At 68.5% G+C, this 21,003-nt stretch carries 19 protein-coding genes; 10 read left to right on the forward strand and 9 right to left on the reverse strand.

What is annotated here, in order from left to right:
- Positions 1-26: 26 nt before the first annotated feature.
- From RXV88_RS11005 to parA, 4 genes are all read right to left on the reverse strand, one after another.
- Entirely contained in the window at positions 27-968 is a 942-nt protein-coding gene (locus RXV88_RS11005; RefSeq protein WP_316292792.1) for an agmatine deiminase family protein, read from the reverse strand.
- Positions 969-974: 6 nt separating this feature from the next.
- Complete coding sequence (locus RXV88_RS11010) at positions 975-1,304, reverse strand: hypothetical protein (RefSeq protein WP_316292793.1); 330 nt, start codon at positions 1,302-1,304, stop codon at positions 975-977.
- Between the two features lie 73 nt (positions 1,305-1,377).
- Positions 1,378-2,220: a DUF6206 family protein gene (locus RXV88_RS11015; protein ID WP_316292795.1), complete on the reverse strand. Its 843-nt coding sequence runs from the start codon at positions 2,218-2,220 to the stop codon at positions 1,378-1,380.
- A 22-nt stretch (positions 2,221-2,242) separates the two neighbouring features.
- Entirely contained in the window at positions 2,243-2,884 is a 642-nt protein-coding gene (gene parA, locus RXV88_RS11020; RefSeq protein WP_316292798.1) for a ParA family partition ATPase, read from the reverse strand.
- A gap of 138 nt (positions 2,885-3,022) precedes the next feature.
- Here parA and RXV88_RS11025 point away from each other — a divergent pair, with 138 nt between their 5' ends.
- The gene (locus RXV88_RS11025) at positions 3,023-3,688 is read left to right on the forward strand and encodes a hypothetical protein (protein ID WP_316292801.1); all 666 of its coding nucleotides are present in this window, start codon (positions 3,023-3,025) and stop codon (positions 3,686-3,688) included.
- Positions 3,689-3,709: 21 nt separating this feature from the next.
- On the forward strand, positions 3,710-4,192 hold the full coding sequence (locus RXV88_RS11030; RefSeq protein ID WP_316292803.1) for a HugZ family protein: 483 nt from the start codon (positions 3,710-3,712) through the stop codon (positions 4,190-4,192).
- 48 nt (positions 4,193-4,240) lie between these two features.
- Here the strand turns inward: RXV88_RS11030 and RXV88_RS11035 are convergent, their stop codons facing one another.
- Entirely contained in the window at positions 4,241-6,526 is a 2,286-nt protein-coding gene (locus tag RXV88_RS11035) for a glycosyl hydrolase family 28-related protein (RefSeq protein WP_316292806.1), read from the reverse strand.
- A gap of 144 nt (positions 6,527-6,670) precedes the next feature.
- Here RXV88_RS11035 and hrpB point away from each other — a divergent pair, with 144 nt between their 5' ends.
- Positions 6,671-9,121, forward strand: a complete 2,451-nt coding sequence (gene hrpB / locus RXV88_RS11040) for an ATP-dependent helicase HrpB (RefSeq protein WP_316292808.1) — start codon at positions 6,671-6,673, stop codon at positions 9,119-9,121.
- Positions 9,122-9,130: 9 nt separating this feature from the next.
- Here the strand turns inward: hrpB and gndA are convergent, their stop codons facing one another.
- The 3 genes from gndA to RXV88_RS11055 all read right to left on the reverse strand — a co-directional run bounded on the left by gndA (position 9,131) and on the right by RXV88_RS11055 (position 12,790).
- Positions 9,131-10,534: an NADP-dependent phosphogluconate dehydrogenase gene (gene gndA / locus RXV88_RS11045; protein ID WP_316292810.1), complete on the reverse strand. Its 1,404-nt coding sequence runs from the start codon at positions 10,532-10,534 to the stop codon at positions 9,131-9,133.
- 74 nt (positions 10,535-10,608) lie between these two features.
- Positions 10,609-11,535 carry an ornithine carbamoyltransferase gene (gene argF, locus RXV88_RS11050; RefSeq protein WP_316292812.1) on the reverse strand — a complete coding sequence of 309 codons (927 nt, stop codon included), beginning with the start codon at positions 11,533-11,535 and terminating at the stop codon, positions 10,609-10,611.
- A 76-nt stretch (positions 11,536-11,611) separates the two neighbouring features.
- On the reverse strand, positions 11,612-12,790 hold the full coding sequence (locus tag RXV88_RS11055; RefSeq protein WP_316292814.1) for an aspartate aminotransferase family protein: 1,179 nt from the start codon (positions 12,788-12,790) through the stop codon (positions 11,612-11,614).
- 245 nt (positions 12,791-13,035) lie between these two features.
- Between RXV88_RS11055 and RXV88_RS11060 the strand changes: the two genes are divergently transcribed.
- The 3 genes from RXV88_RS11060 (at position 13,036) to RXV88_RS11070 (ending at position 16,268) form a co-directional block, all read left to right on the forward strand.
- Positions 13,036-14,016, forward strand: coding sequence for a membrane dipeptidase (locus RXV88_RS11060; RefSeq protein WP_316292816.1), 981 nt, complete (start codon positions 13,036-13,038; stop codon positions 14,014-14,016).
- 132 nt (positions 14,017-14,148) lie between these two features.
- Complete coding sequence (locus RXV88_RS11065; RefSeq protein WP_316292942.1) at positions 14,149-15,750, forward strand: hypothetical protein; 1,602 nt, start codon at positions 14,149-14,151, stop codon at positions 15,748-15,750.
- Positions 15,747-16,268, forward strand: a complete 522-nt coding sequence (locus RXV88_RS11070) for a hypothetical protein (RefSeq protein WP_316292817.1) — start codon at positions 15,747-15,749, stop codon at positions 16,266-16,268. Before RXV88_RS11065 ends, RXV88_RS11070 begins: the two co-directional genes overlap by 4 nt.
- Positions 16,269-16,275: 7 nt before the next feature.
- Here the strand turns inward: RXV88_RS11070 and truA are convergent, their stop codons facing one another.
- The gene (gene truA / locus RXV88_RS11075) at positions 16,276-17,052 is read right to left on the reverse strand and encodes a tRNA pseudouridine(38-40) synthase TruA (RefSeq protein ID WP_316292819.1); all 777 of its coding nucleotides are present in this window, start codon (positions 17,050-17,052) and stop codon (positions 16,276-16,278) included.
- 131 nt (positions 17,053-17,183) lie between these two features.
- Here truA and RXV88_RS11080 point away from each other — a divergent pair, with 131 nt between their 5' ends.
- The 4 genes from RXV88_RS11080 (at position 17,184) to RXV88_RS11095 (ending at position 20,858) form a co-directional block, all read left to right on the forward strand.
- The gene (locus tag RXV88_RS11080; protein WP_316292821.1) at positions 17,184-18,599 is read left to right on the forward strand and encodes a YcjX family protein; all 1,416 of its coding nucleotides are present in this window, start codon (positions 17,184-17,186) and stop codon (positions 18,597-18,599) included.
- Positions 18,596-19,051, forward strand: a complete 456-nt coding sequence (locus tag RXV88_RS11085) for a GNAT family N-acetyltransferase (RefSeq protein WP_316292823.1) — start codon at positions 18,596-18,598, stop codon at positions 19,049-19,051. Before RXV88_RS11080 ends, RXV88_RS11085 begins: the two co-directional genes overlap by 4 nt.
- Positions 19,048-20,058: a TIGR01620 family protein gene (locus tag RXV88_RS11090; RefSeq protein WP_316292825.1), complete on the forward strand. Its 1,011-nt coding sequence runs from the start codon at positions 19,048-19,050 to the stop codon at positions 20,056-20,058. The genes RXV88_RS11085 and RXV88_RS11090 overlap by 4 nt, the downstream gene beginning before the upstream one ends.
- 77 nt (positions 20,059-20,135) lie before the next feature.
- Positions 20,136-20,858 (forward strand): VIT1/CCC1 transporter family protein, encoded by a 723-nt coding sequence (locus RXV88_RS11095; protein WP_316292827.1) that lies wholly within the window; start codon positions 20,136-20,138, stop codon positions 20,856-20,858.
- Positions 20,859-21,003 lie beyond the last annotated feature (145 nt).

The raw sequence follows: 21,003 nt of genomic DNA on the forward strand, positions 1-21,003 counted from the left end.
TATGCCATACCTTTTTGTCTTTCCTTTCACCGGGATGCGGCGCCCCCCTGGGTCACGACAGAGGCCGTCAGGCAATGCAGCGCGCCGCCCAGCCCCCGGGTCGGACAGGGCACGGGCCGGCAGTCGAAGCCTGCCGCCGCCAGCGGCGCGGTGACCGGTTCCAGCGCGCACGCGCCGAAATCCGGCAGAAACAGCACGCGCCCCACCTGTATCCAGTTGAGCGGGCTGCAAAAATCCCCGCGGGTTGCGGCAACGGGCAGTTTCAGGATCGTCATGGCGGGCCTGAGTGCGCAAAGGCTCTGCGCCATCTCGCGGCAGATCCGCCGCGCTGCGGGCGTGTCGGTGCGCCAGGCGATGGCGCACAGGTCAGGCCCCAGAAAGCGCAGCATCGAATCGGTGTGGCCGCTGGGGTCGTCGGGAAAGGCGTCGAGGAACAGCCAGTCGTGGATGCCCAGTTGACGCGCGGTGGGCGCGGCCTGATCCACATGGACAAAGCCGTTCTGCACCAGCAGATCCGCCGTGGACACCGCCAGCCCGTCCGGCCCCGGCACCAGGTTTCCCGCCGCGATATGCATCGCCGACCGTGCGGGCGCGGCCGCGAGGATCGTGGCGAAAAGCGCGCTGTCGTGGGGCCGCTCGTCTGCCCTCTGGCGCGGCAGGACAAAACGCAGCGCGCCATCCTCGACCAGCGGGATCGGCGCGTGGTCGCGCAGCCACGGCGTGTCGAACATGCCGGTGACATGGCCGAAGTGATCGGGCAGCTCACAGGACCCGATGAACCGCTCGGCCAGCGCCGCATCCGGCCCGATCAGGATTACCCCGGTTTCGCGCGACAGCGCGGCGGCCAGCGTCTCGAGACTGTCGCGGATGTCGAAGACCCAATGCGGCACGCAGACTGCATCGGGCAAGGCGTCGTCCGGCAGGATCACGCGCCGCGCCGGAGGACCGGCGCGCAGGACGTTGCGCATCCGGGGTTACTTGGTCGGCGTGGCGTTGCCGGTCGTCTGGTCGATCTCGATGGTGCGCACCGATTTATTGTCGCGCAGCGGGGTCTTGACGGTGATGCCCACGCGAACGCCGGTTTCGATCTTTCCGTCGACGATGGTAACGCCGGTGGTCGGATGCTCGGCGCGGATGCCGACGGTGCGTTCCTTCACCCGAACCGACCCGTCATCGGGGGCAAGCCCGTTGGCGGCCCGCATCCCGACGATGGCAGCGGCAGGCAGCGCCGCGGCGGGCACGGATACGAAAAGACCCATCGCCTTTTTCAGGCGGGCGGAAATCGGGGTGGCGCGATCGGTCATGCAAATCTCCATTGTGGCAAAGGCTATTTCAATGGGGAGAAGTCTAGCACATCGCGGTCAGGTCGCCAAAACCTCAGACGTTCGGCTCGCCCTGCAGCCCCAGGATCTTGCGAAAGCCGGTCCAGTAGCCCGGCAGGCGCGGGGCCTCGCGCAGGCCCGCCAGCGCCTCGTCCTGCCAGCGGGGCATCCGCCGGACGACAAAGTCGCGGCCCCAGCGCAGATAAGCCTCGGCATCGGGCGGGCGCAGGCGGCAGGCCGACCCGACCAGCCCCACCAGCGTTTCCGGGGCCGAATACCATTCGTCCTGAATGCCGGTGACCTTGCGCTGCAGGAACGGCCCGACGAGGCGCATCAGCCGCTTGTCGGAGAATTGCAGCAGCATCCGCCCCATCTCGTCCCGGCTGTAGTGGATGAGCGGCGGGAAGGTGTCGAAAAAGACCGCGCGGTCGCCGAGAATTGCGAAATTGCGGATCGAGGGATGAAAGCCGATGCGGGTGTCGAATTGGTCGGCGTTGTTCCAGAAGGTGGCGATGACGTCGCCCGCGGCCTCCATCATCTGAAGCGTCCGGTCCAGCGTGCCCGCCTGCATCTGCGGGCGCATCATGCTGTCGTCGGCCAGCGCCTCCTGCACGATCACGGGGATGCGCGCGCCGTCGAGCTCGACAAGGTGGAACTCGGTCTCGGGCAAGGGCACGCCGGCCTGGGTCAGCGCGGCGACGTAATCGTCATGCGCCCGCGCCAGCCGGTCGAGCGCCGCCGGATCGGGCATCGTCCGGTAGACCTTGATCACCCGGTCCGACAGCGGGCCTGCCTTGGGCCGGAACGGCGCGCAGAAATATCCCAGCTTCGAGATCGGCTGCCCGCGCAGCGCGCTGTCGTCGCGGATCACTTGGGCCAGGGCTGCGGGGTCGGTCATCGGCGTCTCCTTTGAGACGCGTTTAGCGGTTTGCCAGAAGCTCCGCCACCTCTGCCGTCAGCGCGGTGATCTCGTCGCGCGCAGGGCTCTTGCCGCGATCGGCCGGGCTGCCGCCCTGCCCCAGCGTCTCGGCAAAGGCGACGCGGTTGGAAAGCCGCGCCGTGGCGACGCGCGCCATCAGGTCCTGGGCCGCCTTGTCGACATCGGCCGAAAGGCGCGTGTTGGCGCGGGCGCGGTTGAGCACCACCAGCGCCTCCTTGTCCTCGCGCCGGGCGAGGTCGATGACGCCCTCGGTGGCCCAGAGGTCTACGTGGCTCATGGACACGGGCACCACCACCAGATCGGCGGCGCGCAACGCCGGGCGCAGGTCGCTGTCGGCCTTGGGCGGGGTGTCGACGATGACGATATCGTGGCTGCCCGCCAGCTTGCGGCATTCATAGGTGATGCCCCAGGCCGAGGAGGTGGCGAATTCCAGATCGGTGCAGAGCGCCGGGTCGCGCTCGATCCGGGTCATGAACCAGCGCCCGAGCGAGCCCTGCGGGTCGATGTCGACCAGCGCCACGCTCTGCCCGCGCGCCAGAAAGCCCACGGCCAGGTTGGCCGCCAGCGTGGTCTTGCCCGACCCGCCCTTCTGCTGGGCGATGGTGATGATGGTTCCGCTCATGGCTGATCCTACGAATCGCCCCGATATTACCGCGTCGCGATGCAAGCGCAGCATCCGAATTGCCGCAGGTGCGAAGACGGGTCTTAAGGCCATGTTAACCGAGATGAACGAGCGTGTTTTCAGGGCAGGTGCCGGGACATGACGCGATTCATCTTTGGCCTTCTGGCGCTGATCTGCGCCGCGACGAGCGCCGGGGCCGGCGCCTGGCAGCGCCCCGAGGGTCAGGGATTCGCCAGCGCCACCGCGCGGCTTTCGTGGCCGCAGGAATTCCGCCGCTACGGCGAATTGACCCCCTCGGGGCAGTATTACACGCTTTATCTGGAATACGGGCTGACCGGACGGCTGACCGCCGGGCTGGACCTGGGGCGCGCGGTGTCGGGCGCGGCCAAGACCGTGGGCTTCGTGCAATGGCCGCTGCGCGACCGCGACAGCGGGCTGAAGGTCGCCGGCGCGTTCGGGCTGGGGCAGATCGACGGGCATGCGGTGATGCGGCCCGGGCTGTCGCTGGGGCTGGGGCTGGCGCGGGGCTGGCTGACCGCCGACAGCTTTGCCGAGGTTCGGCTGGGCACGTACGAGACCGACTTCAAGATCGACCTGACCTGGGGCCGCAATCTGGCCAGCGACCGCAAGCTGATCCTGCAGGTTCAGACCGGCGCGCCGCATGACGCAGAGGCCTTCGTGCGGCTGGCCCCGTCGATGGTCTTTCCGCTGCGCGACCGGGTGATGTTCGAGGCGGGCGGCGCGCTGGGGCTTGTGGGTGACGACAGTTTCGGCATTCTGCTGGGCGTCTGGACCGAGTTCTGACCCCCGCCCGGAAGGAGACCCATGCCCTCGCCCATCCGCCCCACCACCGACGAGGCCCGCCAGCTGGCCCGCGATCTGATCGCCGGGGCGCGGTTCGGCGCGCTGGGGGTGCGCGATCCCGAAACAGGCGGCCCCATGGTCAGCCGCATCGGCGTGGTGCCGGGGCCAGACGGGCTGCCGCTGGCGCTGGTGTCCGATCTCAGCCACCACACCAAGGCGCTGAAGGCCGATCCACTCTGCAGCCTGATGGTGGGCGAACCGAAGGGCAAGGGCGACCCGCTGACCCACCCGCGCCTCAGCCTGCAGGGCCGCGCGCGCTTTGTCCGTCACGGCGAACCAGAGCACGCGGCGCTAGCCGCGCATTACCTGACGCACCAGCCCAAGGCCAAGCTCTATATCGGTTTCGCGGATTTCGCGCTGATGCGGCTCGAGGTGGCTTCGGCGCATCTCAACGGCGGCTTCGGCAAGGCCTTCGTCCTGACGCCCGAGGACCTGCGGGTATGAAAAAGCCGCCCGGAGACCGGGCGGCTTTGATCGCGACGGGCGAAAGGCTCAGTCCATCCGGACCGTCACGTTGACATCCCCCAGAACCGGCCTCGAGAAGGTCAGGTTGACCTTGTCCTCGCCCGGCCCGATCCGCGTGGCGGAATAGGGCATCTCGTATTCGGTGACGTTGGATTCGTTGCGCAGCCGCGAGGTGATCGCCACCGCGTCGACCTTCTTGGCATAGCCGGTGAAGGGCAGCCGGTTCTCGGTGTCGACCTCCCAGACCTGGGCATGGGTGTTCTGCGAATGCGACACCACCAGCGGGTTGCGGGCGCCGCTGTTGATGTTGTTGAAGGTGTTGCCGTCGAAGACCACCGACTTCATCGACCCCAGGTTCAGCTCGGCAAAGCTGCTGTCGACCCTCTCGACCCGGTTGATCGAGCCGCCGACGCAGCGGAAGGTGTTGCCCGACACGTTCAGCCCGTTGACGAAATTGTCCACGCCGTAAGGCTTGACCACGATGAATGAAAACCACGGCGCCACGTTCGAGCAGAGGCACACGTTGCCGGTGATAGACAGCCCGGCAAAGCCGAAGCCCCCGGTATGGGCCGGTTCGGGCTCGCGCTCGTTGGTCCATTCGATATGGCAATTGTCGATGTAATTGCCCGAGATCGAGGTGTTGCAGGCCTTGAGGCAGATCACGATCCCGGCGCTGCGGATGCCGTCCGTGGCGTCGTCGCCCTGAAAGAAATGGTTGCCGGTGATCACCGAATGCGCGCCGCTGACCACCGCGAAATGGCGGAACTGCGAGGCGCGGCAGTTGCGGATCTTGACGTCGTTGCCGTTGGTGTTGATCGCCACCGACTGGCGGTTCTGCGTCAGCAGACCCGCTTCGGAGGTGATGAACTGGTTGTGGTCGCACAGAAACCCCTGACAGCCGTTGCCGATCGAGGTGATGCCCCGGTGCCCGGGCCGGTTGAAGACCGAGTTGCGGATCACGTTGACCGACCCCAGCGGCGCCAGCATCACGCCGCTTGCCACGTTCGAGCACTGGAACTCGACATCGTCGATCTCGAACTTGTCGAGCTTTTCGAAGCCGCTGAAATCCAGCAAATACTTGAAGCGGGTGAAGGTGTAGCTCTGGATGCCCTCGACCGCCGACAGCGGTTGCGACAGGGTGATCTCCTGCTGGCTGACATTGACCGATTTGACATAGATCTCGCGGCCCACGCCCGAGGCCTCGATCAGGCTGCCGACGGGGATGTTGGCGATGTTGCTGACATTGGTCAGAACCCACTGGTTGCCGGCCGAATAGGTGGCCTGACTGGTGACGGTGACGGGATCCCAGACAGAGGTGCCCTCGGCGCGCAGCTGACCGTTGCGGATCACCCGGCGCTGCGCATAGGTGTCGCTGTTGGCGACCGCCGCATGCACGTCGAGCGGCCCGTTCAGCGACACTCGCCGCCCGCCCAGATCGAGGCTCTCGTGATCGGCGTTGTTCAGCAGCGACTGGATCGCCTTGCGCAGCGCCATCTCCTCGTCGCCGCCGAAGGCGTCGATATAGGTGGGCAGGCTGAAATCCTTGGTCAGCGACAGGATCGCCGCGTCGGCGACCTGCAGGCTGCCCTCGAACTCGATCCGGTTGTCGATGGTCACCGACTGGCCCAGGTAATAGCTGCCCGCCGACACCAGGACGCGGCGGCCGTCGGCGGCCGCGTCGGCGGCCTCGAACGCGGCGCTGTCGTCGGTGCTGCCGTCGCCCACCGCGCCGAAGTCACGCACATCGACTGCGTTGAGCATCTTGCGCAGGAAGACCTCGGTCACGTCCTCGATCACGATGTCGTCGACCCGAAGCAGGCCGCCGTTGGGGCCGGTGAACTCGATCCCGAAATGGCCATAGACCGGCTGCACGCCCCAGACCATGTCGACCCCGCCACGATTGCCCGAGCCGACGATGGCGCTGACCTCGACCACCTCGCCGTAAGACGTGATCGACACCGCCGGGCCCACGTTGGTCAGGCCCGTGACCTCGGTGTCGCTGGCGCTGCCCGCCCAGCCCGACACCCGCACCGCCGGCAGGTTGCCCGACACCGCCTTGACCCGCGCGCTGATGCGCAGATAGCAGCCCGGCTCCAGCGGCGTCTGACCCATGTAGCGCACGCGCTGGGTGCCATCGGTCTTCTGCAGCTCGAGGCAGCCGGCGAAATCCTGGTCCGCCGGGACAAAGGCCGCGCCGGCGATACTGGCATAGGTGTCCGACCCCGGCGTGCCGTCGCCGCTCGACCAGACGCCCAGCCCTGCCGCAAAGGCCGTGGGCATAAACACCACACCATCGGTTATCGCCTTGTTCATCACTGTCCCTTTCCACGGATAGGGGGCCAGCCGGGCCCCGTTCGGGCGATGGAAGTATCAACGCCCGGTTAACGGGCTTTGACCCCACCGTGACGGTGCCCCGCCCCATGGACCCCGGCGCGGGCTTCGATCATAAAGCGCGCCATGGACCGCTTGCCCATCGACGACGCCCTGCCAGACCTCATCGCCGCGCTGCGCGACAGCGGCCGCGCGGTGCTGCAGGCGCCGCCCGGCGCGGGCAAGACCACACGCGTACCGCTGGCGCTGCTGGACGCCGGGCTGACGGCGGGCCGGATCGTCATGCTGGAACCCCGCAGGCTCGCCGCCCGCGCCGCCGCCGCCCGCATGGCCGAAACGCTGGGCGAGACCCCGGGCCAGACCGTCGGTTACCGCATCCGGGGCGAGGCCAAGGTCGGCAAGACGACCCGCATCGAGGTAGTGACCGAGGGCATCCTGACCCGCATGATCCAGTCCGACCCCGAGCTTACGGGCATCGGCGCGGTGATCTTCGACGAATTCCACGAACGCTCGCTCAACGCCGATCTGGGGCTGGCGCTTTGCCTCGAGGTGGCGGGGGCGCTGCGCGACGATCTGATCCTGATCGCCATGTCCGCCACGCTCGACGCCGATCCGGTGGCCGCGCTGATGCAGGCCCCGATCCTGACCTCCGAAGGGCGCAGCTTTCCGGTCGACACCCGCTGGCTCGACCGCCCGCTGCCGAAAAACCGCCGCTTTGAAGAGGCGATGGCCGATCTCATCGCCGACGCCGCCCGGACCGAGGCGGGCGGCATCCTCGCCTTCCTGCCCGGCGAGGGCGAGATCCGACGGGTCGAAAGCCTGCTCAAGCACCGCCTGCCCGCCGATCACCACATCCGCCCGCTCTTTGGCGCGATGGATTTCGCCGCGCAACGCGCGGCGATCCGGCCCGAAGGTAAAGGCCGCAAGATCGTGCTGGCCACCGCCATCGCCGAAACCTCGCTGACCATCGAGGATATCCGCATCGTCGTCGACGGCGGCCGCGCACGGCGGGCGCGGTTCGACCCCGGCTCGGGCATGTCGCGGCTGGTCACAGAACGGGTCAGCCGCGCCGAGGCCACCCAGCGCGCGGGCCGCGCGGGCCGGGTCGCGCCCGGCGTGGCCTACCGGCTCTGGACAAAGGGCGAAGAAGGCGCGCTGCCGCCCTTCGCCCCCGCCGAGATCGAGACCGCCGATCTGGCGAGCTTTGCGCTGGAAATCGCGCAATGGGGCGCGCAGACCGGCGATCTGCCGCTGCTGACGCCGCCCAACGCGGGCACCTATGCCGAGGCGCAGGCGCTCTTGCAGATGCTGGGCGCGCTCGACGGGTCCGGCCTGATCACCGACCACGGCCGCGTGCTGGCGCGCCTGCCGCTGCATCCCCGGCTGGCGCATATGATGGCGTTGGCGGGGCGCGAGGCCGCACCGCTTGCCGCGCTGCTGAGCGACCGCGACCCCCTGACCGGCGCGCCCAGCGACCTGTCGCTGCGGCTCGAGGCGCTGGCAGACCCGCGCCGCTTTGCCGACACCCGGCCCTATGGCCTCAATCGCGGCGCGCTCGAACGCATCCGGGCCGAGGCAAAGCGGCTGGCCCGCACCGCCAAGGCAGCCAAGACCCCGCTGGCCCCGGCGGAAATGGCCGCCCTCGCCTATCCCGACCGGATCGGCCTGCGCCGCAAGGGCGATGCGCCGCGCTACCAGCTCTCGGGCGGCAAGGGCGCGGTGCTGGCCGAGGACGATCCGCTGGCCGCCACGCGGCTCATCGTCGTGACCGACACCGACGGCAACCCGCGCGAGGCGCGCATCCGCCAGGCCGTCGCTATCACCGAGGCGCAGCTGCGCGCGCTCTTCACCGATCAGCTGATCTGGGAGAACAGCTGCCACTGGTCGCGCCGCGACCGCCGCGTCATTGCCCGCAGCCAGGAGAAATTCGGCGCCATCGCGCTCGATGACCGGCTGTGGAAAGACGCCCCGCCCGAGGCCGTCGCTGCCGCCATGCTGGACGGTGTGCGTGACCTTGGGCTGACGCTGTCCGACGCCGCGAAACGCTTCGTGGCGCGCGTGGCGTTGGGGCGCGAGGCGGGGCTCGATCTGCCGAACATGTCGCCGGAGGCGCTGATGGACAGCCTCGACGACTGGCTGCTGCCCTATATCCAAGGCCTGCGCAGCGCCGAGGACTGGAAGCGGTTCGACCTGCTTCCCGCGCTCAAGGCACGGCTCGACTGGGGGCAGATGCAAGCGCTGGACGAGGCCGTGCCGGGGCAGTTCACCACCCCGCTGGGCCGCCGCATCCCGATTGACTATTCCGGAGAGCACCCGGAAATTTCCCTGCGCCTGCAAGAGCTTTTCGGCCAGACCACCCATCCCACGGTGGGCAAGACACCGCTGCGGGTGACCCTGCTCAGCCCCGCGCAGCGCCCGGTGCAGACCACGATGGACTTGCCCGGCTTTTGGGCCGGAACTTACGCGGATGTGCGCAAGGACATGCGCGCGCGCTATCCCAAGCACCCCTGGCCCGAGGACCCGACCGAGGCCGACCCGACCCTGCGCACCAAGCGCCGCTCAAGCGGGCCGTCCTAGGCTCGCGGATCACTCCCACCAGGGTCCGTGATACCCGCCGCCGTCGCGGTCGACCCGTTCGAACCCATGCCGCCCTAAGAAATCCCGCTGCGCCTGGATGACCGAGGCCGTGCCGCGCCCCTGCCGCATGGTGTCGAACCAGGTCAGCGCCGCGCTCAGGACCGGCAGCGCGAAGCCCGCCGCCACGGCCTGCCCGACGAGGGCGCGCAGTTCGGGGATGCCCTGTTCCAGCGCGTTCGCAAAGCGGGGCGACAGCAGCAGCTGGCCCTCGGGCGGGCCGTCGCGGAAGGCGGCGGCGATGTCGTCGAGCATGTCGGCGCGGATGATGCAGCCCGCGCGCCAGATCTCGGCGATCCGCGCGGGGTCGAGCCCCCAGGCAAAATCCTCCGACGCCTGCGCCAGGATGCGAAAGCCCTGGGCGTATTCCAGCACCCGCGCGGCCAGCATCGCGCGTTCCAGCCGTTCCTCGTCGATCCCGATCTCCCTGCGCGCGCCGCCAAAGGCCGCTTCGGCCCTTTGCCGCAGCGGCTTTTCCGCCGACCAGGCCCGCGCGGCGACCGCGCCCTCGATCATCGTGGCGGATTGACCGAGGCGCACCGCCTCGATCACCGTCCATCGGCCGGTGCCCTTCTGCCCGGCGGAATCGGCGATCATGTCAACCATCGGCTGGCCGGTGGCTTCGTCGTCATAGCGCAGCACGCGCGCGGTGATCTCGGTCAGGTAGGACCGCAGCGGGCCCTCGTTCCACCGCGCCATGGCATCGGCGATCTGCACCGGCGTGCGGCCCGCGCCAAAGCGCATCAGGTCGTAGACCTCGGCCAGCATCTGCATGTCGGCATATTCGATGCCGTTGTGCACGGTCTTGACGAAATGCCCCGCGCCGTCCGGCCCCAGACGCGCGACGCAAGGCGTGCCGTCATAACGTGCTGCAATCGCTTCGAGAATGGGGTGCAGACGGTCCCAGCTTTCGGGCGATCCACCCATCATCATCGACGGCCCGTGCCGCGCGCCGTCCTCGCCGCCCGACACGCCCAGCCCGACGAAATACAGATCGTGCTCGGCCAGCCGCGCGGCGCGGCGGCGGGTGTCGTGGAAATCGGCGTTGCCCGCGTCGATCACCGTGTCGCCCGGCGCAAGCTGCGGGATCACCTCGTCCAGAAAGGCGTCCATCGGCGCGGTCGAGGGGATCATCACCAGCAGCAGGCGCGGCGGCGGCAGCGCGCCGATCAGCGCCTCGAGGCTGTCCTGCCCGGAGATCCGCGCGGCCAGATCGCCCGCCTCGTCCAGAAAGGCCGGGACCTTGTCGGGCGAGCGGTTGGCGACCGCCACCGAAACACCCTTTTCGGCCATGTTGAGCGCCAGCGCCGAGCCCATCGTCCCGAGCCCGTAAACCCCGATTTGCGGCTGTTTCATGTCCCGTCCTTTCCCGTTCGCCAGAGCGGACACGATAGCGGACGCGGGCGGGGCGGCAAGACCGCCCGCGCCGGTCAGCCGCCGACGCACCAGCGCATGATGGCCTTTTGCGCGTGAAGCCGGTTCTCGGCCTCGTCCCAGATCACCGAATTGGGGCCGTCCATGACCTCGGAGGTGACCTCTTCCTCGCGGTGGGCGGGCAGGCAATGCATGAAGAGCGCATCGGGCTTGGCGTGCTCCATCAGGCGCTTGTCGACCTGGTAGGGCCGCAGCATGTTGTGCCGCCGCTCGCGCGCGGATTGCGCGTCATGCATGCTGACCCAGGTGTCGGCGACCACCAGATCGGCGCCTTCGACGGCCTTGAGCGGGTCGCGCTCGATGGTGACGCGGGCGCCCTGGTTGCGCGCCAGACCGACGAATTCCATTTCCGGATCGAGCTGCACCGGCCCGGTGAAGGTGAAATCGAAGCCGAATTGCCCGGCGGCGTGCAGGAAGGACGAACAGACATTGTTGCCATCGCCGCACCAGACCACCTTCTTGCCGGCGATGGGGCCGCGGTGTTCCTCGAAAGTCATGACGTCGGCCATGATCTGGCAGGGATGGGAGCGGTCGGTGAGGCCGTTGATCACCGGCACGCTGGCGAATTCGGCCATTTCCTCGAGCACGGCTTCGTCGAATGTTCGGATCATGATCATGTCGACATAGCGCGACAGCACGCGTGCGGTGTCGGCGATTGTTTCGCCATGGCCCAGCTGCATGTCGCTGCCCGAGAGCACCATGGTCTGGCCGCCCATCTGCCGCACGCCCAGATCGAAGCTGACGCGCGTGCGGGTCGAGGGTTTCTCGAAGATCAGCGCGACCATGCGGTCCTTGAGAGGCAGATCGTCGTCGGGCATCGCCTTGGGGCGGCCCAGGCGGGCTTCCTTGACGCGGCGGGCAGTGTCGATGATGCCGCGCAATGCGGCCTTGTCGGTTTTGTGGATGTCGAGAAAATGGTTCATTAGTCGGGTTCTTTTGTCTTGCGCCGGGCCGGGGGCCAGCCCCCGGACCCCCGGGATATTTATGACCAGATGAAGATCAGGCGGGCTTGGCGGCCAGTGAGGCGGCGGCGTCGAGTCGGGTCAGCGCCTCGGCGACCTCGTCTTCGGTGAGGTTGAGCGGCGGCAGGAGGCGCACCACGTTGTCGGCGGCGGGCACGGTGATGACCTGGGCGGCGTAGCCGGCCTGGACCACGTCGGCGGGCGCGACCTTGCATTTCAGGCCGATCATCAGCCCCGATCCGCGCACGCCCTCGAAAACGTCCGGGTGGGCGGCGACCAGGCCTTCGAGCTTTTGGCGCAAGTGGCCGGCGATGCGGTTGACGTTTTCGAGGAAGGCGGGGTCGGACACATGGTCCATCACCGCGCAGCCCACAGCGCAGCCCAGCGGGTTGCCGCCGTAGGTCGAGCCGTGGGTGCCCGCGGTCATGCCGCTGGCTGCGTCCTCGGTGGCCAGCACGGCGCCCAGCGGGAAGCCGCCCCCGATGCCTTTGGCGACCATCATGATGTCGGGCGTGATCCCGGCCCATTCATGCGCGAAGAGCCGCCCCGTCCGGCCCATGCCGCATTGCACCTCGTCGAGGATCAGCAGGATGCCCTTTTCGTCGCAGAGCGCGCGCAGACCCTTGAGGCACTGATCGGGCAGCGGGCGGATGCCGCCTTCGCCCTGGACCGGTTCGATCAGGATCGCGGCGGTGGTGTCGGTGATGGCGGCGTGCAACGCGTCGTGATCGCCCCAGTCGAGATGCACGAAACCGGGCAGCAGCGGGCCGAAGCCCTTGGTCATCTTTTCCGACCCGGCGGCGGCGATCCCGGCAGAGGAACGACCGTGGAACGAGCCGGAGAAGGCGATGATGTCGGTCCGGTCGGGCTGGCCTTTGTCGTACCAGTACTTGCGCGCCATCTTGACCGCGAGTTCGCAGCTTTCGGTGCCCGAGTTGGTGAAGAACACCGTGTCGGCGAAGGTGGCCGCAACGAGCTTGTCGGCCAGCGCCTGCTGCTGCGGGATCTCGTAGAGGTTCGACACATGCCAGAGCTTCTGCGCCTGATCTGTCAGCGCCTGAACCAGCGCGGGATGGGCATGGCCCAGCGCATTCACCGCGATGCCGCTGCCGAGGTCCAGAAAACGTCGGCCGTCCGCCTCGATCAGCCAGCTGCCTTCGCCTTTGACGAAGTTCAGCTTTGCCCGGTTATAGGTCGGCAGAACGGAGGGGATCATGGCGGTTTCCTCATAGCGAAGCGCGATAGGTGCCAAGGGCACAGCGCCAAGTCAAGTTGTCAGGAGGGTGAAAGACACAAAGAACGGGCATCCCGCCGGGGCGGGCGGGGCGAGGTCAGGCTCGTCGGATGCGCGGGTTCTGTGTCATGACGGCGGTTCTAGCCAAGTCGCGGACAAACGCAAGGCCAAAAGCCCGGGCAAGATTTGCGTGGACGCCCGGTGCGCCCGCCGCTAGCGTCGGCCTCATGGCCGCGCCTTTGATCGACAACCTTCAGTACTGTAATTTCTCGGGCAAGATCTTTCGCCAGCTGCGCGCCGGCGGGGTCGACGCGATCCACGTCACCATCGCCTATCACGAAAGCTTTCGCGAGATGGTGTCGAACCTGGAACGCTGGAACAGCTGGTTCGAGCGATATCCCGATCTGATCCTGCGCGGGACCGAAGCCGAGCATGTGCGGCAGGCGCAGGAGAGCGGGCGCACGGCGGTGTTCTTCGGCTTTCAGAACCCCTCGCCCATCGAGGACGACATCGGGCTGGTCGAGATCGTGCACCAGCTGGGCGTGCGCTTCATGCAGCTGACCTACAACAACCAGTCGCTGCTGGCGACGGGCTGTTATGAGGACGAGGACACCGGTCTGACCCGCATGGGCCGCGCCGTGGTGGCCGAAATGAACCGCGTGGGGCTGGTGGTGGACATGAGCCATTCCGCCGAACGCTCGACGCTCGAGGCGATCGACCATTCCACCCGGCCCATCGCCATCACCCATGCCAACCCCGACTGGTGGCATCCCGCAAAACGCAACAAATCAGACGCGGTGCTGCGCGCGCTGACCAATGCGGGCGGGATGCTGGGCTTTTCGCTTTACCCGCATCACCTGGCCGGCGGCACCAACTGCCGGCTGACCGATTTCTGCGAAATGATCGCCGAGGCGGCCTCGCGCTATGGGGCCGAGAACCTCGGGATCGGCAGCGATCTCTGTCAGGATCAGCCCGACAGCGTGGTCGAATGGATGCGGGTGGGACGCTGGACCAAAGAGATCGACTATGGCGAGGGATCGGCCAGCGCGCCGGGCTTTCCGCCGATGCCGGATTGGTTCCGGGACAACCGCGACTGGGACAACCTGCGCGACGGGCTGCGCGAGATCGGCATGAACGCGGGCGAGGTCGACGGGATCCTGGGCGGCAACTGGCTGCGCTTCTACGAAAACGGCTTTGGCCCCGCGTGACGCGCCCATAGGGCAAAAGGCCGCCCGCGCATTCCGCTCTTCCCAGAGCGCACATCCGGTGGCACTCTCGGGCTCGTGAAGGACCTTGCCGATACCCCGCCGCAGGTCGCGCCGCGACCGCCCGCACAGGTGATGCGCCTGTCGCGCATGGGGGCGATGTTCCCCACGCGGCTGTCGTTTCTGCGTGTGCTGACGCGTCGGCTGCACGACGAGGGCGCAAGCCTCACCCGTCCGGTCTGGAACATCGACGCCACGGGGTACGGCCACGCCGTCTATACCATCCGGCTCGGCGGGCACGACTACAGCCTCGTGGCGGTCTCGACCCATCTGCCCGACCACATGCGCACCGACCGGGTGATCGCCACCGCCTGGGACAGCAGCTATGTGCTTTACGACGGGGTGCCCGACGCCAACGAGGTCGCGCGCATCGCCGCCAACGCGCCCCGGCAAGAGGCCGGGCGCTTTACCGAGCGCGATCTGGTGCTGAGCCGCGCCAACAAATCCGTGCGGCTTTTCAACCATGTGGTCGAGCGTCTGCGCGCGGGCCAACAACCCGACGCCGGGCTGATCCGCGATGTGGGCTATCTGATGCGCACCACCGCCGTCTACGGCAACGGCAAGTTCGGCATCGCCGACCGTGCGCTGATCGCCGACCGCCCGGGCCTGTCGGGGCCGTTTGCCGCCGAAATGCTGACGGTCTGGATGATCCGCAGCTTCACCCACGATCTGGTCGAACATCTGGGCGGCGCGGCGTTGGACCGGGGGCTGAAGCGGCACCTGGGGATCGGCAATTCCACGGGTCTCGGAATGGCGCCGTTCCTGGTGTCGCATCCGGTTCTGCTCAGCAACTGGATGGCGGCGCGCGAAACCGCTTTGGCCCGGGTCCGTGCGCTTGAGACGCTGGACGACTCCACCAAATCGCGCCTTCGCCAGCTTGCGGCGCGGGCCGCGCAGCACCTGACCGAATGGAACGTCCCCGACCCCGCGCATCAGGCCCGGATCGAGGCGCTGCGCAAGGACTGGGTCACGATGCTGGCGCATATCTCCGGGGACGGTCTGCACGGCCAGCGCCCGCTGGACGCGCTGATGCGAGTATCGGAAACCCTAAGCGAGGACGCGCAGGAACTGACGGTCGCCCTGCTGCTGGAACCCTTCGGCGAACTGATCGACGGGCTGGCCGACTGCATGGACGATCCTTTCGGTCTCTGCCCCACGCCGGTGGCGGATACCGGGACGCTCCGCGCGCTGATCGAACGGCATTACGACTGGGCGCTGGCGCTCGATTTCGACGACCCCGGCCAAACGCGGCAGTTCTGGTACGTGTCCGAGGAAAAGCTGGAACCGCGGCTCGGCGACCGCTACGCCGAACCCGGGGCCGACAGGGAAAGCCCGCTCGACATCGCCCGCCGCGTGCAGGCGCTCCACCGCGATCTGCCCGCGCAAAGCCAGCCGTTACCCGAGTTCCGGCGCAGCCATCCCGACCACGACCTGGCCCTGCGCCGCGTGCTGGCCGCCGACACCCACCCCTATGCCGAGATCCGCGACAACCTGATCGGCGCCGGTTGCCTGCCCGTCGACATGCTGCGCTGCAAGCTTGCGTTCTTCGGGGCGGCGAAATTCGACCCTAAATCCGACCGCTGGACCCGGATCACCCTGGCCCAGGGCGCGCCGTTGCCGGACGAATTGTCTCTCCCCAGTGCAGACGACTGGTGGCTGCCTATATTTGACGCATGAGCTATTCCGTCACCGAAATTCAGACCCTCGCCCAAAAGGCCGCGCGCGGCGCGGGCTTCCCTCCGTCCCAGGCCGAGGCCTTTGGCCGCGCCGCCGCTCTGCACCTGGCCGAAGGCGGCGCGCCCGAGGTGCTGCTGGCGGGGCTCGCCACCCCCGGCGACAGCCCGATCCTGCGCCTGCCGCTTTTGATGGACGACATCCTGCGCGCCCGCGAGGCGCTGGGAAACGAGGTCACCCTGTCGCTGCATGGCGATGACGGCCAACTGGCACCGGTCTACGCCCGCGCCCTGCCCCTCGGGCTGCGCGGCATCGACATCGAGGAGATCGCCGGCGAGCCCTCCAAACTGCACATCACGCTGGACCCCGAGGCCCGCACACCCTGCAAGCTGCCCCCCAGGGTCGATGCGCCGCAGGCTCTGATCGACCGTCTGAACGATCTGGCCGCGCGAACTTACGTGCCCGCAACCGAGGAATCGCGCCTAAAGGGCGCCGGGGCCGGGCTGACGGACAACGACTGACCGCGCCTCAAGCGTCCGTGGAAAACGGATCCTCCGGATAGCCCACCCCTGCCAGATAAAGCCCATACGGCGGACAGACCGGCCCGCAGGCCGCGCGGTCCCTCGCCTCGAGCGCCAAACGCACGTCCTCCGGCGACCAGCTGCCCGCGCCGACCCGCTCCAGCGTGCCGACGATGCTGCGCACCTGGTTGTGCAGAAACGACCTTGCGCGCAGGCGGAACTGCACCTCGGGGCCCGCCGGACCCTCGACCGCATCGATCCGGATCTCGTCCAGCGTCTTGACCGGCGATTGCGCCTGGCACATCACCGACCGGAAAGTGGTGAAATCGTGGTGCCCGACCAGATGCCGAGACCCTTCGCGCATCGCGTCCACATCCAGCACCCTTGGCACCTGCCAGACCTGCCCGGCCTCCAGCGTCGCCGGCGCGCGCCGCATCAGGAGCCGGAAAAGATACCGCCGCTCGACCGCCGAAAACCGCGCATGCCAGTCGTCACCCACCCTCGCGGCATCGACAATCGCCACCGGCAGCGGTTTCAGATGGTAATTCAGCGCCTCCGACAGGCGGAACGGCGACCACTCTTTAACCAGATCGCAGTGGCAAACCTGCCCGCGCGCATGCACGCCCGCATCGGTGCGCCCGGCGGCGGCGAGGGTGTGCGGGCCCGGCTCCAGCCGGGCCAGCGCGTCCTCGATTGCGCCCTGCACCGACGGCTGATCGGCCTGCCGCTGCCATCCGGCGAACGGGGCTCCGTCGTATTCCACTTTCAGCGCAAATCTGGGCATGCGCGCCCCTTACATCGAAGCCCCGCGCCGGACAATCCCGGCCTTCAAAGGGGGGGCCGGCAATCAAGGGGTGGCGGGGGCGCGCGGCGATGCCTATCTTTCAACCCGACGATGCAAGAGGGGGCAGCCGCGTGGTCATCGGAACCATTGCCGACACGCTGACGCACGGGGTCGAAACGCTCAACGACACGGTGTCGGGCGCGCTCTTCGAACCGGTGATCCGGCTTGGGGTCACGGGGCTCGCGCGGTCCGGCAAGACGGTGTTCATCACCTCGCTGGTGGCCAACCTGCTGGACCGGGGGCGCATGCCGCAGCTTCTGGCCGCGTCCGAGGCGCGCATCCTCGCCGCCTATCTGCAACCGCAGCCCGACGACACGATCCCGCGCTTCGACTATGAAACCCACCTGGGCGCGCTGACCGCGCGCGACCCGCACTGGCCCGACAGCACCCGCGCAGTCAGCGAGCTGCGCCTGTCGCTGCGGGTGCGGCCCTCAGGGCTGCTCTCTGGCCTGCAGGGGCCGCGCACCATTCACCTCGATATCGTCGATTATCCCGGCGAATGGCTGCTCGACCTCGGCCTGCTGGACAAATCCTTCGCCGAATGGTCCGCCGACACACTGGGCCGCATGGCCCGCCGCCCCGGCGCCGACGCCTTCCTAAGCGCCGTCCGCGCCGAGGACAGCTCGCAAGAGCTGGACGAGGTGCGCGCCAAAAGGCTGGCCGAGACCTTCACCCAGGCGCTCACCGCCGCACGCCAGGCGGGGCTGTCGGATTGCACGCCCGGGCGTTTCCTGCTGCCCGGCGATCTGGCAGGCAGCCCTGTCGTCACCTTCGCGCCCTTGCCGCCGCTTGCCGATGCGCCGCGCAGATCGCTCTGGCGCGAGTTCGACCGCCGCTTCGAGGCCTACAAGCGCGAGGTCGTCAAACCCTTCTTCCGCGACCACTTCGCCCGCATCGACCGGCAGGTCGTGCTGGTCGACGCCCTGGGCGCAATCCACGCCGGCCCTGCCGCGGTCGAGGATCTGCGCCGCACCATGGCAGAAACCCTGCAGGCCTTCCGCCCCGGGCGGAACGCCTTTCTCAGCCAGCTGCTGCTGGGCAAGCGGGTCGAGAAGATCCTCTTCGCCGCCACCAAGGCCGACCACCTGCATCACCGCCAGCACGGCCGCCTGACCGCGATCATGGAGGCGCTGACCCGCGAGGCGCGCGACCGCGCGCGCTTTGCCGGGGCCGAAACCCAGGCCATGTCCATCGCCGCCCTGCGCGCCACGGTGGAACAAAGCCTGCCCCACGGCGGCGACACGCTCGATTGCGTGCGCGGCACGCTGCTGGACAGCGGCAAACAGGCGGCGTTCTACCCCGGCGCGCTGCCCGACGACCCCAACCTCCTGCTGGGTCCGGCGCGCGAAGGCGCGGAGAAATGGCTGGACCAGGATTACGAGGTCATGTCCTTCGCCCCCGCAAAGCTGCACCTCAAACCCGGCGAGGGCCCGCCCCACATCCGCCTCGACCGCGCCGCGCAATTCCTGATCGGGGACCGGCTATGAGCTTTGTGCTGCGCCCCGCCCGGTCCACCGATGCCGGCAAGCTGGGGGCGATCCTGACCGATGCGGTCGCCGCCGCCCCCTGGAAGCCGCGCCTGCACAGCGCCGCCGAGGACATCGCCCATGTCGCCACCATGATCGACCGCGGCTGGGTCACCGTCGCCCAAGACGCCGACACGCCCCGGATCCTCGGCTTTCTGGCCCGCGAGGGCGATTTCATCCATGCGGTCTTCATTCACCCGCAGGCGCGCGGCGACGGCGTCGGCCGGGCGCTGATGGAGGCCGCCAAGGCGCAGTCCGATACGCTCCGGCTCTGGACCTTCGTGGCCAATACCGGCGCGCAACGGTTCTATCTTCGCGAAGGCTTTGCCGAAGTGGCGCGCGGCGACGGGTCGGGCAACGAGGAAGGCCTGCCCGACATTCAGTATCAATGGCAGAAAAAGGCCACGGCATGAGCGATCCCAAAGGCCCCAAAGGCCCCGTGCTCTTCGAGCTGGACGACGACGCCCCCGCGCAGACCCCGGCCGAGGCCCCCCCGGTTCCCGACCCCGACACGCCTGCGCCGCGCGGCCAGGCCATGGCCACGGTCGCCGCACTGACCGCGCGGCGCGGCTCACGGCTCGCGCGGTGGTTCTGGTCGCTGCTGCTGGCGCTGGTCGGGGCGATCGTGTCGCTCTCGGCCTGGAACTTCGCCACCGGGCTGATCGCGGACATGCCGCTGCTGGGCTATGCCATTTCCGCCCTGATGATCGCCTTTGTGGCCGTGCTGCTGATGATCGCGGTCAAGGAAATGTCGGTGTTCTCGCGGCTGCGCAGGCTCGACGCGCTGCACCACGCCGCCGACGCCGCCCGCACCGCAGACGACATGAGTGCCGCGCGCGACGTGGTCGACCGGCTGGCGGCGCTCTACCGCGGGCGCGACGACACCCGCTGGGGCCGCGACCGGCTGGCCGAGCGCCGGGGCGAGGTCTTCGATCCGGGCGCGCTGCTCGATCTGGCCGAGGCCGAGGTGCTGGCCCCGCTCGACATCGCCGCCCGGCGCGAGGTCGAGGCGGCGGCGCGTGAGGTGGCCACGGTCACCGCGATGGTGCCGCTGGCGCTGGCGGACGTGGCGGCGGCGCTGACCGCGAACCTGCGCATGATCCGCCGCATCGCCGAGATCTACGGCGGGCGCTCGGGCACGCTGGGCAGCTGGCGGCTGGCGCGGGCGGTCATGTCGCATCTGGTGGCCACCGGGGCCGTTGCGGTGGGCGACGACATGCTCGAACCGATCCTGGGCGGCGGCATCTTGGGCAAGCTGTCGCGGCGCTTTGGCGAGGGGCTGGTGAACGGCGCACTGACCGCCCGCGTCGGCGTCGCCGCGATGGAGGTCTGCCGCCCTCTGCCCTTCGCCCGCCAGCCGCGCCCCTCGGTCCGCGCGATCGTCCGCACGTCGCTGACCGGGCTCTGGGGCAACGAATAATCCCTGCGCCCGCGCACTTGATCCAGCGCAACGCGCGCGCCCGCGCACTGCCCTAGTCCGGTGGCAGGGAGCAGCCCATGGATCACCTGACGCCGGAACACGGCCACAGCCACGAAGAAATCGCCCGGCGCATCGGCAACCCGCCCGGGCGCGGTTATCTGCGCGACATCGTCTATGGCGCCATCGACGGGTCGGTCACCACCTTCGCCATCGTCGCCGGGGTGGCCGGCGCGGGGCTGTCGCCCATCATCATCGTCGCTTTGGGGCTGGCCAACGTGATGGCCGACGGCTTTTCCATGGCCGCCGGCAATTATTCCGGCACCAAGGCCGAACTCGACGACATCCGCCGCCTGCGCCGGATCGAAGAGGCCCATATCGCCCGCCACCCCGACGGCGAACGCCGCGAATTGCGCGAAATCCTCAAGGCCAAGGGCCTGTCGGGCCAGCCGTTGGAAGACGCGGTCGACCAGATCGCCCAGAACCGCGAGGCCTGGATCGCCATGATGATCGAGGGCGAATACGGTCTAGCCTCGGTCGATCCGCATCCCACGCGGGCCGCGCTGGCCACCTTCGGCGCGTTCCTCGTGGCCGGGATGATCCCTCTGCTGCCGTTTCTCTTTGGCTTGCCACAGGCCTTCACCGTCTCGACCTGGATGACCATGGCCAGCTTCTTTGCCATCGGCACCTATAAGAGCCGCTGGTCGCTCAGCCCGTGGTGGCGCTCGGGGCTCGAGACGCTGTTCATCGGCGGCATCGCCGCCGGGCTGGCCTATTTCGTCGGAACGCTGTTTCACGCCTGACCGGCCCGGCGTCAGCCCCTCTGGACGGGGCGGAACGGCGGTCCTATAAGGCCGCCATGACGCATGTTTTCGCGATCCTCATTCGAATTACATGCCCGGCGCTCTGATCAGACGAGCCGCCGGGACAAGGCGTATGCATCGCCAC

The organism is Aestuariicoccus sp. MJ-SS9, from assembly GCF_032586235.1.
GTDB lineage: Bacteria > Pseudomonadota > Alphaproteobacteria > Rhodobacterales > Rhodobacteraceae > Aestuariicoccus.

Excerpts from the sequence above, each read along its gene's own strand:
- RXV88_RS11005 (WP_316292792.1), bottom strand. The coding sequence starts at position 968 with ATGCGCAACGTCCTGCGCGCCGGTCCTCCGGCGCGGCGCGTGATCCTG.
- RXV88_RS11010 (WP_316292793.1), bottom strand. The coding sequence starts at position 1,304 with ATGACCGATCGCGCCACCCCGATTTCCGCCCGCCTGAAAAAGGCGATG.
- RXV88_RS11015 (WP_316292795.1), bottom strand. The coding sequence starts at position 2,220 with ATGACCGACCCCGCAGCCCTGGCCCAAGTGATCCGCGACGACAGCGCG.
- parA (WP_316292798.1), bottom strand. The coding sequence starts at position 2,884 with ATGAGCGGAACCATCATCACCATCGCCCAGCAGAAGGGCGGGTCGGGC.
- RXV88_RS11025 (WP_316292801.1), top strand. The coding sequence starts at position 3,023 with ATGACGCGATTCATCTTTGGCCTTCTGGCGCTGATCTGCGCCGCGACG.
- RXV88_RS11030 (WP_316292803.1), top strand. The coding sequence starts at position 3,710 with ATGCCCTCGCCCATCCGCCCCACCACCGACGAGGCCCGCCAGCTGGCC.
- RXV88_RS11035 (WP_316292806.1), bottom strand. The coding sequence starts at position 6,526 with ATGAACAAGGCGATAACCGATGGTGTGGTGTTTATGCCCACGGCCTTT.
- hrpB (WP_316292808.1), top strand. The coding sequence starts at position 6,671 with ATGGACCGCTTGCCCATCGACGACGCCCTGCCAGACCTCATCGCCGCG.
- gndA (WP_316292810.1), bottom strand. The coding sequence starts at position 10,534 with ATGAAACAGCCGCAAATCGGGGTTTACGGGCTCGGGACGATGGGCTCG.
- argF (WP_316292812.1), bottom strand. The coding sequence starts at position 11,535 with ATGAACCATTTTCTCGACATCCACAAAACCGACAAGGCCGCATTGCGC.
- RXV88_RS11055 (WP_316292814.1), bottom strand. The coding sequence starts at position 12,790 with ATGATCCCCTCCGTTCTGCCGACCTATAACCGGGCAAAGCTGAACTTC.
- RXV88_RS11060 (WP_316292816.1), top strand. The coding sequence starts at position 13,036 with ATGGCCGCGCCTTTGATCGACAACCTTCAGTACTGTAATTTCTCGGGC.
- RXV88_RS11065 (WP_316292942.1), top strand. The coding sequence starts at position 14,149 with ATGCGCCTGTCGCGCATGGGGGCGATGTTCCCCACGCGGCTGTCGTTT.
- RXV88_RS11070 (WP_316292817.1), top strand. The coding sequence starts at position 15,747 with ATGAGCTATTCCGTCACCGAAATTCAGACCCTCGCCCAAAAGGCCGCG.
- truA (WP_316292819.1), bottom strand. The coding sequence starts at position 17,052 with ATGCCCAGATTTGCGCTGAAAGTGGAATACGACGGAGCCCCGTTCGCC.
- RXV88_RS11085 (WP_316292823.1), top strand. The coding sequence starts at position 18,596 with ATGAGCTTTGTGCTGCGCCCCGCCCGGTCCACCGATGCCGGCAAGCTG.
- RXV88_RS11090 (WP_316292825.1), top strand. The coding sequence starts at position 19,048 with ATGAGCGATCCCAAAGGCCCCAAAGGCCCCGTGCTCTTCGAGCTGGAC.
- RXV88_RS11095 (WP_316292827.1), top strand. The coding sequence starts at position 20,136 with ATGGATCACCTGACGCCGGAACACGGCCACAGCCACGAAGAAATCGCC.